Raw genomic sequence first — 10,088 nt, 5'->3', positions numbered from 1 at the left:
CAGTATCGCCACCGCCCCCCGACTCCCCGCCATCACCCCGCTCACCTTGATATCCACCGGCGCCGTTTGATTGGAAAACCACTGCAACGCCGGGCTATCACTTCTAGCCGCCAGCAATTGCGGGGCCGCTGCTGGGGTGTGTGATTCGGCGGAGGTCAGCAGCAGCGACGACCACGTCGCTACGCCGACCAGCGCTGCGAGCAGTGCGAGTGCCTGGACCATTTGGGGTGGGGAAACGCGTGCGGTGAAGGTCATGGGTTGAATCTCCTTTTTATCCCTGCTGTCAGCGTACGCGGCAATTCTCTCCGTTTTATTTCACACGCCTTACATGTTGGCCGTGCACGATGGCGCAGGACGCAAAGGAGCGGCGCGCGATGAACAGGCAAGAGGGTTTTACGCTGATCGAGTTGATGGTGGTGCTGGTGATCATCGGCATCGCCAGTGCGGCGATCAGCTTGAGTATCAAGCCGGATCCGTTGCAGTTGCTGCGCAAGGATGCCGAGCGTGTGGCGCAGTTGCTGCAGGTGGCGCAGGCGGAGGCGCGCGCGGATGGCCGGCCGATTGTGTGGGTGAGTGATGCCAAGGGGTTTCGGTTTAGTCGGCGCAGTGACAGTGGCAAGGGGTTTGATCATTTCGCTCAGGATCCGCAGTTGCGGCCGCGTGCCTGGCAGAGTCCGAAGATGGAGTTGCGGGTGGAGCCGAAACAGAAGGTTGTGCTGAACGCTGAGTGGATCAATCCGCCGCTGCAATTGACGTTGTCGGATGGGTTGAATCGCTTGAGTGTGCTGCGCGATGGCAGTGGAAGGATCAGCCTGCAATGAAGCGCCAACAGGGTTTTACGTTGATTGAGGTGATGGTCGCGATTTTGTTGATGGCGGTGGTGAGTCTGATTGCCTGGCGGGGGCTGGACAGTGTGACGCGGGCGGACAGTCATTTGCAGGCGAGCAGTGAGCAGAGTGACGGTTTGTTGCGAGCGTTGAACCAGTTGCAGCGGGATGTGGAGATGCGCGCGGGGGTTGAGTTGACTGAGCCGAGGAAGGTTGGGGTGGATGATGAACCGCCGAGCGCCCCGCCCGCTTTGACTGTGCGCAGTAGCGACAGTAAGGGGTTTCGGCTGGACATCATTCGCACGGCGGCGGATCAGCCGGGGGCGTTGCAGCGGGTGCGGTGGTGGGTCAAGGGCGACAATTTGTACCGCGCGGTGGCCCCGGCGCGCAGTCAATATCCACTGCCCGCGCCAACGGCTGGGGTGGCGGTGTTGAACGAAGTCAGCGATGCGCAAGTACGCGTTTGGGAAATCGATAAAGGCTGGCGACAACTGAGCGGCAACCGGCAGGAGGATCCACAAGGGCTGGAGATTCGGTTGACTCGGCAGACGCCACAGGGGGTGGAGAAATATCGGCAGGTGATTGGCCCACTTAATTGAGCCGTTCCGCCTACGGCAACTTCAACGAGATCTGTGCTCATCAGGACAAACTGCCCGGCTGTCAGGCCGCCATCGCTGGTAAACCAGTTCGCTGTGCGTCAGATAGTTGAATGGTCATCTGTGGCTTTACCGTGAATCAATCTCCTGTTCGGACGATGGCTCGACGCAATGGACTCACCGCATAAGATCCGGCCTTCACGTTGACGATGTTGCAGCGCTGGTCGCCATGGAACGCTTTTCAACACCAATCGAAACAGCGAAAAACATGATGCCGAGAACGGCCAGGCCTGCGCCAACCCAGCCCGTTGATGCCCAGCCGAGTCCGCCGGCAATGGCGAGGCCACCAAGCGAGGCACCGACCGCGTTGGATATGTTGAATGCGCTGTGGTTGAGGGCCGCGGCAAGTGTTTGAGCTTCACCGGCAACATTCATCAGACGTACCTGGAGTGCGGGTACCAGTGCGAAGCCGCATCCGATTAAAAACAGTACAGCCAGAGTGCCGATCCCAGAGGATGCGAAAACGGAGAAGCCCGCCAGGAACACCGCGTTCCAGATCATGATGTAGAAGATCGCAGGAACCAGCGCGCGGTCAGCCAGCCAGCCGCCAATCAGGTTGCCAACAATCATGCCTATGCCCCAGACCGCCAAGACCATTGGCACCTGGCCGGATGTAAAACCAGTCACTTCAGTCAAGGTCGGGGTAATGTAGCTATACACCGAAAACATCCCGCCGAAACCGATTGAAGCTGTAGCCAGCGTTAGCCAAAGCTGAGGCTTTTTGAGACCAGCGAGTTCGGATTTCGGACTCGCAGACTCGTCGCGGGGGATGGTCGGGATAAATATCCAAAACAGAACGATGGCAATGACTCCACCCGCAGCGAGCAGCGCAAACGCGCCCCGCCATCCGAAGAGCTGACCGATCCACGTGGCAGTTGGAACACCTACGACATTGGCCGCCGCCAATCCCGCCATAACATAGCCGGCAGCTTGAGCTTTTCGATTTTCAGCGACCATGGTCGCGGCAACCAGGCAGGCGACACCGTAGTAAGCGCCATGCGGCAGACCGGCCAGGAAACGCGCACCTAGCAAAGTTGCATGATTCCAGGCGACGGCGCTTGCCCCATATCCAATCGCAAAAAGCGCAAGTAATGCGATCAATAGAGCCTTGCGAGGGCAGCGTGCGGCGAGGATTGCAATGAGCGGCGCGCCGACCACAACGCCAAGGGCGTAGGCCGTGATGTAACCGCCTGCAACCGGTATGGAAACGTGCGTGCTCGACGCCAGACCGGGAAGCAAACTCATGGACGCAAACTCACCCGTACCGATGAATAGGCCGCCGAGGCCAAGTATGGCGATGGCCGTGCCTGTGCCGTGTGGGACGTCAATGGCCGGACGGGACTGTGAAGTGCTCGTATCGATACTGGATTGACTGGTCATGAACAATGCCTCCGATGAAGCGATACCGAAGGCACGCTTTAAAAATGCAACGCAGTGGCACCTGTCTGGATGAGGTGCCAAGAATGGGCTTACCGGGTAGTAGTCGCCGGCCTACTTGTGGACGATATCCGCGATGTAATCGGTGAATTCATCTGCGTAATCTTCGTGCCAGCGAGAAAGCGCTGGACGGTTCTGGATCATGTCATCTGCTGCCCACTGCATGCGGCGCTGATCCAGTTCCCAGCTGGCTTCGTTGTCTTCACAGAAAATATAGAAGTCGCCCTCAGCCATTTTCTCGACCATGCGATCTGCGACTTGATCGGCTGTCCATGGACTGTCCGGCTTTTGCGTATCACGGGTCATACCTGGGAAATTCATAGGTGTGAACGTGTATCCAGGTATCAGAAGGTGAGCGGTTACACGGTCACCCACCTTCTCGCGTAGCTCATGGGCTAACTGCTCGGTAAGGACTTTGACCGCAGCTTTTGAAAGCGAGTACGCCGCGTTTCCAGGACGAGTAGTGATGCCTTCCTTCGAGCCAAGGTTGACGATGGCGGCTGCGCCGCTTTGGGAAAACATCGTATCTACGAAAAGCTGCTGTAGCGTCAACACACTCCAGAAATTGATTTCCATCAACATTCGCCATTGGGCCAGGCCTTCCCATGGCCCCGCCCCCGTGTTGATGGCTGCGTTATTCACCAGTAGGGATACTTCACCGAATTCACATGACCTTTCGTAGAGATGGTGAAGATCGCTTTCGGACGTGACATCGCCCTTGATCACCAGCAGGTTCACGTCAGGAAATTGATTGCGTAATGTCTTGATCGCAACGTCCAATGCAGACGCATCGCGATCAAAAAGAACGACGTTCATTCCCTCGCTGGCAACCCGCCGCGCAATGGCGTAACCAATGCCAACTGCAGCCCCGGTAATGACCGCAACGGCACCGCTACGAATGGCTGGATGATTCACAAGAATGTTCTCCTGACTGGATGTTCGTTAAGCGTCGGACTGGCCCGCAGGACAATCTCAGTAATTTCGGCGGGCACACCGAGGCGGATTGGAAAACCGTTCCACAAGGCAGTGCCATTGCTGACGTAAAGCCTCATCTTGCCGACGTCATAATGGCCGGAGATAAAACCCTGATTGGCATATCCGGCTACCAAGTCCAAGCCGGTGATCATGCCCCCATGGGTGTGTCCGGACAGTTGCAAACCGACGCTAGCAGCCGCCGAATCCGGTGCACCTTGGGGGCGATGTTTTAGAAGAATCGTGGGCACATCTTTTGGAGCGCCGGCGAGGGCTTCAGCCAAGTCCGGGCCTTTATGGCCATAAGCTGGAGCAGCCTCGTCAGTTACGCCTGCGACGATTAACTGGTCTGCGCCTTTACGCAGGATGACGTGCTCATTCACCAGAACCTGCATGCCCAAACGCTTGAACTCCGCGATCCATTGGTCTGCGTCGAAGTAGTATTCGTGGTTGCCAGGAATGGCAATTACACCCAGTGGAGCAGTGAGCTTGCTCAGCGGTGCGACGTCGTTCTTACGAGCTTCGACGGTGCCGTCTATGAGATCACCGGTGATCAGAATGGCATCGGCATTCAGTGCATTGGCGCGAGACACGACTCCTTCAACCCAATCAGCCTGGAATAGGCGGCTGATGTGCAAGTCAGTCAACTGGACGATCCGTAAGCCATCCAGTGATCGAGGCAGGTGCTGCACCGTTACTTCAACGCGATGAACGCCAGGCACCTGCACTGCTTGATAAACACCCACGGCTGAAAGCAGGAGCGCTGCTAGTGCGATTGCGGAACGGAGTCGTCCATCAAACACGTCTTTCATAACCACCGTGCGCCTGATCGCAAGGGCTGCACAGATCAAATCGGTGACCAGCGTCAGCACCATCACCAGTACAAACGCACAGAACAGCCAGCCTGCAACCAAGACCGCTGCACGAGGCACCTCAGGGGAAAACATCGTTCCGTAAACGGCGATGAGAATAAGGTGGTACTTCGAAATGATGAGCAGCCCTACCGCCAACAGCGCACGCCAACCACGACCGACAGGTAGCGGGACGATGAAGCGCCAAAGAACATAGAGGTAAGCAACGGTCAGGTAGATATGGAACACAGTACGGACACCACCCTTAGGGTTGACGAAGCGATCGTTGAGTGAAATTAATAGTAACCGAGATGAATCGCGCAATTGATTAGCGAGATTGCATCAGCCTTTGAATTCAGCTCAACCATGGATACGTCATGCCTGTACTGCCTACCGCACGGCTTTCTCGTGCAGACCTCGCCGATCTGAATTCCTTTCTCGCCGTTGAAAGGATGCGAAGCTTTACCCATGCGGCGGTCCAACTCGGTATCACGACCTCAGCGCTGAGTCATGCCATCCGCAATCTGGAAAGTCGGCTCGGCGTTCGGCTGCTGAATCGGACGAGCAGGACGGTGTCTCCAACCGACGCAGGAGCCGCGCTTGCAAAGCGATTGACCGTGGGTTTTACCGAGATAAGCGGCGCTCTGGCAGCGCTGGATCGCCACAGAGACAGACCTTCCGGCCGACTTCGGCTCAACGTCTTGGCTGACGGCGCACGCCTACTGTTCACGAAGTTTCTTCCGTTATTTCTGGAGGCCTATCCTGAGGTCTCAGTAGAAGTCGCAGTTGACGACAGGATGGTGGACATCGTTTCGGCAGGCTTCGACGCCGGCATCCGTTTCGGCAACACGATTCCCGAAGACTACATTGCCGTGCGACTTAGCGAAGAGTTGCGATGGGTAGCGGTGGCCTCGCCTAGATACCTGAACGATAATGCTCGTATCGTGATTCCCGAGGACTTGAAGAACCACAACTGCATCCAGATTCGAACGGGTAACGGTGTCATCTACCGGTGGGATTTTGAAAAGGATGGCGACCATCAGGCCATCGATGTTCCTGGACAGCTATGCGTGAACGAAACCACTTTCGGAATTGAGATGGCACTAGCCGATCGAGGCATCACCTACTGCCTCGAAGAACGTGTCAGTGCTTACCTCGCTCGCGGCGAGCTACAAATTGTGCTCCCGGACTGGGCTCCCATCGAACCCGCATTTTATATTTACTACCCTGGACGTCGACAAATGCCGCCAGGTCTTCGAGAGCTGGTAGATCTGTTTCGGGCTAACCTGTCCTCCTGACCAGATTATCGAAGGCCGCGTCCATCACGCTGAATGACGACAGCCCCCAAGAGAGATGGGCTGGCTGGCCGCCATCGCTGGCAAGCCAGCTCCCGCAGGTATTCGGGGCAGGCAGTTGGGGATTGGTTGGTTGGCAGGCCGCCTTCGCGAGCAGGCTCGCTCCCACAGTGGGAATGGGTGGAGTCAGTTGGGGATAGGTTGGCTGGCAGGCCCCTTCGCGAGCAAGCTCGCTCCCACCGTTTTAATGTGCGTACAACCCAAGCGGCAAAGCCGCCCCACTCGACAGGATGAGCGTTAGCTCGGCTGCAGCTCTTGATCTTGATCCACGGGCGACGTCGGAAGGCTGAGTGGAGGGATTCATCCGGGGGTGGGAGCGCAGCGACCGTTTGGCGCAGCCAAATGCATCGAGAGGAGGTGCAGCGAAGCAAACCGTAGGCGATGCGCCCGGATGGATCCCGGAGCGAAGGAACCCCGAGCTTTAGCGAGCGGGCCGGACGTAGGAGCAAGCGTTTTTGGTTACTTTTGAGGCGTTTGTCAAAAGTGACCCGCCGTAAGGGCGGAACCCTAAGCCGCCGTTACCGCAGCAACGGATATGTACCCAATCAAACCCACTAGCTCAAAACAACGACGCCACCCGGCAGCTCAGTGCATTTGACGCCATAGGCATCCCGAATCAGCAGCGCAACACCAGCAAGTTGATCAAGGCTAAAGCGCGCCTGCACCCGCCGCTGCCCAAGCTCACGATTAAGCAGCAACAACATCCCCGGCCGATACCGGTTGATCTCATCAATCATCTGACTCAGCGTAGCGCCGTTAAACACCAACACTTGCTGACGCCAATTCATCACCGCCGCCGTGTCGACACTCTGCACACTGCCAACCTGCCGCGCGTCGTAAGTCACCTGCTGCCCCGACTCAAGCCGCAAACTACGACCTTCAACATCCACTTCAACCGCGCCATCAAGACAGGTCACGCAAACTTTCTGATCCGTGTTACGCAAGTTGAACCGCGCCTGACTCGCACGCAACCACCCTCCCCCAGCCTGCATCGCCAACGGCAAGCGCGCGGTCTGCACCTCAACCTCACCACTAACCAGCTCAAAACCCTGCACACCCTCAGACACTGCACGCTGATTAATCCGCGTCTGCGTGTTCAGCTCCAGACTCACACCCTGCACCGGTTCAAAACGACGCTGCTGACCGACCTCAGTGATGTAGTCCGCGCCCAGCCCTTCAAAACCACCAGGAATCGTCCCGCGCACCAGCAAAAACGCCGCCGACGCAGCAATCGCCCCACCGAGAAAAGCACGACGGCCAAACCCGCGCGGCGCCTGCATTTGCTCCACGGCCGGTTGCAGTTGCTGCCACAACCGCTTGGCCTGCTCGAACGCCTGCGCATGTTCAGCGCTCTGCGCGCACCATTCGCGCAGGGCGCGGGCGTCGGCCACGGTGGCGCGGCCGGAGGTCAGCAGGACCAGCCAGTCGCGGGCTTCGCTGTGCAGATTGTCGGCCGCCGATGGCTCGGCAGGTGTCAGTCGAAAGATGTTCAAACGCGCAGATTCTCAACGAATTGATCGGGCACTATTCAGAAGACGGTTTTCCGGCCCCGCGACCGAACCGCTGAAACACTTTTCTTTCCAGTTTCGCGGCGCAGAAGCCCAACGCGGCTTTGATTTCCTTCTCGACCATGCGCGTGGAAATGCCGAAGCGCTGCGAGATTTCCAGATGCGGCGCCTCCTCCAGACGCGCCGCGATGAAGATCTTCCGGCGCCGTGCGGGCAGCTCGTACAACGCACTGAGCAGCGACTGGATTTCCTTCTGCCCACCGACTACTCGCGCGGGATCGAGGGCTTCGTCGCCGATTTGCAGCAGCTCTTCGACTTCCTCGCCGGTGAGCAGGCGCGCATCGGCCTGGCGGCGGTCGGCGGCGATGTTCAGAGCCATGCGATAGAGGTAGGCATTCGGCCGCAGGACGTTCGGCGGCGTCTCCATGCGATCGACGCGCAGATAGGTTTCGTGCAGCACGTCGTTGGCCAGATCTTCCGAACCGAGACGCCTGCGCAGGCGCACCCGAAAGTCCTCGTAGGACGTCAGGAACAGTTGGACCATCGAACCTTGTCCGGTGTCTTTCATCCCCCGGAAACTCCTTCCCATTTGGTGCATTCCATGCGTTTTCCTGACGACTCCGGTAACAACAGCAACGTGACCGGCTGACGCAATGCGCTGGGCGTCGGTCGGTCGATTTTGAGGTTGCGAAAACTTTCCACCAACGCGTTGTCGCGCCGTACATCACCGGTCGAAGTGACCAACCGGTTGTGCTGCACCAAACCATCGCGGCCGACCCAGACCTGCAACACCGCGCGATAACTGCCCGGACGGGTCAGCGGCGAGCGGCACAGATTGCGCTCGATCGCCGCTTGCACGGCCGTGGCGTAACTGCGGTTGACCGCGACGCTTTCCGGCGTCTGTTTTTGCGATGGTGCCGGTACGTCTTCGACCTGCGCCACTTGCAACGTAAACGCATCGTCGCGGGCATACCGCGCCATCAAACCACTGCCGCCGAGCAATCGACGCAAGGCATCAGCGGCGGTGTATTCACCGTCCACCGCGAGCGAACGTCGACCCCGACTCAACTGACTGTCGACCAGCACCGCAACGCCCGTGGCGTGGCTGTACTGATCCAGCGCGCGGGCCAGATCCTGTGCCGGAATGTGCAGCGTCATGCGCAGGTCCGCCGGCACCGCATCGGCCATGGCATGGCCCGCCGCACAGCCAAGCAGCCACCCCAGACACATCCGGCGCACAAGCCTCGTTGAACGCTGAAAACCGTCCGTGGAATTGCCTCGCTGCACGGCTGACGAATCCTTGGAAATCGTCATCCTGAGGGCTGTTTATGAATCTGGTGTGACGGGCGGTGCAAAAAAACCATCACGGGAATTGCGCACGGCTTGCACTAGACTCAAGCCAAAGCGCGGCCCCGTCGGGCCGGCCAGGAGGCGAGCATGAACACACTGTGGCGATTGAGCCTTGGCGGGCTGATGTTGATGGCGCTGTCGAGCGCTTATGCCGAGGAACCGTTGGGCTGTGTCGAGGTGACGGTCGGTGGTTACAAGGCGCCGAATTACGATTGTTTGAGTCAGCAGATGGGCAATAACCCGGAAAGCGCTGCGGCGGCGGAGAAGAATCAGCAGGCGATGAATGTGCCGGTGAACAAGCGGCCGCCGAATCAGGTTGGCCTGGCGACACCGGCGGCGACCAGTACGCGGATGGGCAATACCTTTGGCACCTCGGTGAAACCGCAACGCCCACCGCAATGACACGCCACCGATCGTTCCCACGCTCCGCGTGGGAATGCAGCCCGGGACGCTCCGCGTCCCATCCAGAGCCGAACGCAGAGCGTCCGCTGAGGCATTCCCACGCAGAGCGTGGGAACGATCCTGTGGTGTTCAGTCGCTTACCGATCGTTCCCACGCTCCGCGTGGGAATGCAGCCCGGGACGCTCTGCGTCACATCCGGAGCCGAACGCGGAGCGTCCGTTGAGGCATTCCCACGCAGAGCGTGGGAACGATCAGGGCGGGCTCAATCGCTTGGGGTTTGGCGGAAGCTCACCGCGAGGCGGTTCCAGCTGTTGATGGTGGTGACGGCCATGGTCAGGTCGACCAGCTCCCCTTCGCTGAATTGCTCGCGCGCCTGCTGATACACCTCATCAGGCACACGGCTCTCCGCCAACAACGTCACCGCCTCCGCCCAGGCCAGCGCCGCACGCTCACGCGGGTTGAAGAAGTTGCTGTCGCGCCACACCGCAATCGCATACAGCCGCCGATCACTCTCCCCGGCCCGTCGCGCATCCACCGAGTGCATGTCGGTGCAGAATGCGCAGCCATTGAGTTGCGAAGCACGGATCCGGATCAACTGCAGCAGCGGCTGCTCGATACTGAGGTTGGCGGTCAGCGCCTCCATGGCAATCATCGCTCTCATCGCCTTGGGCGAAGCGTTGTAGTAATCCAGGCGCGGGGGCATGGCGGGTCTCGGTAAACGGAATAATGA

Annotated in this window: 11 protein-coding genes and 1 pseudogene; 4 read left to right on the top strand and 8 right to left on the bottom strand. The window is 58.9% G+C overall.

Going from position 1 to position 10,088, the window contains the following annotated elements:
* Window positions 1–255: pseudogene (locus tag CQ009_RS05070) on the bottom strand (type II secretion system protein N); the annotation flags it as partial.
* Between the two features lie 119 nt (window positions 256–374).
* Here CQ009_RS05070 and gspH point away from each other — a divergent pair.
* Together gspH and CQ009_RS05060 are read left to right on the top strand one after the other, a co-directional pair.
* Window positions 375–821 (top strand): type II secretion system minor pseudopilin GspH, encoded by a 447-nt coding sequence (gspH, locus tag CQ009_RS05065; protein ID WP_105705064.1) that lies wholly within the window; start codon window positions 375–377, stop codon window positions 819–821.
* Entirely contained in the window at window positions 818–1,426 is a 609-nt protein-coding gene (locus tag CQ009_RS05060) for a prepilin-type N-terminal cleavage/methylation domain-containing protein (protein ID WP_105705063.1), read from the top strand. The genes gspH and CQ009_RS05060 overlap by 4 nt, the downstream gene beginning before the upstream one ends.
* Before the next feature lie 195 nt (window positions 1,427–1,621).
* On the opposite strand, the gene CQ009_RS05055 is transcribed toward CQ009_RS05060, so the two are convergent.
* From CQ009_RS05055 to CQ009_RS05045, 3 genes are all read right to left on the bottom strand, one after another.
* The gene (locus tag CQ009_RS05055; RefSeq protein ID WP_177430991.1) at window positions 1,622–2,863 is read right to left on the bottom strand and encodes an MFS transporter; all 1,242 of its coding nucleotides are present in this window, start codon (window positions 2,861–2,863) and stop codon (window positions 1,622–1,624) included.
* A 111-nt stretch (window positions 2,864–2,974) separates the two neighbouring features.
* Entirely contained in the window at window positions 2,975–3,835 is an 861-nt protein-coding gene (locus CQ009_RS05050; RefSeq protein WP_064392943.1) for an SDR family oxidoreductase, read from the bottom strand.
* Window positions 3,832–4,992, bottom strand: coding sequence for a metallophosphoesterase (locus CQ009_RS05045; RefSeq protein WP_064392944.1), 1,161 nt, complete (start codon window positions 4,990–4,992; stop codon window positions 3,832–3,834). Before CQ009_RS05045 ends, CQ009_RS05050 begins: the two co-directional genes overlap by 4 nt.
* Window positions 4,993–5,120: 128 nt before the next feature.
* Here CQ009_RS05045 and CQ009_RS05040 point away from each other — a divergent pair, with 128 nt between their 5' ends.
* A complete protein-coding gene (locus tag CQ009_RS05040) occupies window positions 5,121–6,041 on the top strand; it encodes a LysR family transcriptional regulator (RefSeq protein ID WP_105705062.1) in 921 nt (306 codons plus the stop codon).
* A gap of 611 nt (window positions 6,042–6,652) precedes the next feature.
* Here the strand turns inward: CQ009_RS05040 and CQ009_RS05035 are convergent.
* Genes CQ009_RS05035 through CQ009_RS05025 form a run of 3 tightly spaced genes read right to left on the bottom strand, consistent with a single transcriptional unit; the run spans window position 6,653 to window position 8,836 of the window.
* Entirely contained in the window at window positions 6,653–7,591 is a 939-nt protein-coding gene (locus tag CQ009_RS05035) for a DUF4880 domain-containing protein (RefSeq protein WP_105705061.1), read from the bottom strand.
* Window positions 7,592–7,622: 31 nt separating this feature from the next.
* Window positions 7,623–8,174: an RNA polymerase sigma factor gene (locus tag CQ009_RS05030; protein ID WP_007913935.1), complete on the bottom strand. Its 552-nt coding sequence runs from the start codon at window positions 8,172–8,174 to the stop codon at window positions 7,623–7,625.
* Complete coding sequence (locus CQ009_RS05025; RefSeq protein ID WP_064392947.1) at window positions 8,171–8,836, bottom strand: secretin and TonB N-terminal domain-containing protein; 666 nt, start codon at window positions 8,834–8,836, stop codon at window positions 8,171–8,173. The genes CQ009_RS05030 and CQ009_RS05025 overlap by 4 nt, the downstream gene beginning before the upstream one ends.
* A 207-nt stretch (window positions 8,837–9,043) precedes the next feature.
* On the opposite strand from CQ009_RS05025, the gene CQ009_RS05020 reads away from it, so the two are divergent.
* On the top strand, window positions 9,044–9,358 hold the full coding sequence (locus CQ009_RS05020; RefSeq protein WP_105705060.1) for a hypothetical protein: 315 nt from the start codon (window positions 9,044–9,046) through the stop codon (window positions 9,356–9,358).
* 262 nt (window positions 9,359–9,620) lie between these two features.
* Here CQ009_RS05020 and CQ009_RS05015 read toward each other — a convergent pair whose 3' ends face one another.
* Window positions 9,621–10,061 carry a carboxymuconolactone decarboxylase family protein gene (locus tag CQ009_RS05015; protein WP_105705059.1) on the bottom strand — a complete coding sequence of 147 codons (441 nt, stop codon included), beginning with the start codon at window positions 10,059–10,061 and terminating at the stop codon, window positions 9,621–9,623.
* Between the last annotated feature and the right edge of the window lie 27 nt (window positions 10,062–10,088).

Origin of the sequence: Pseudomonas sp. MYb2 (genome assembly GCF_002979955.1) — a bacterium.
Taxonomy (GTDB): Bacteria; Pseudomonadota; Gammaproteobacteria; order Pseudomonadales; family Pseudomonadaceae; genus Aquipseudomonas.
The sequence above is the reverse complement of the archived record's forward strand: the minus strand, read 5'-3'. Positions and strand labels throughout refer to the sequence as shown.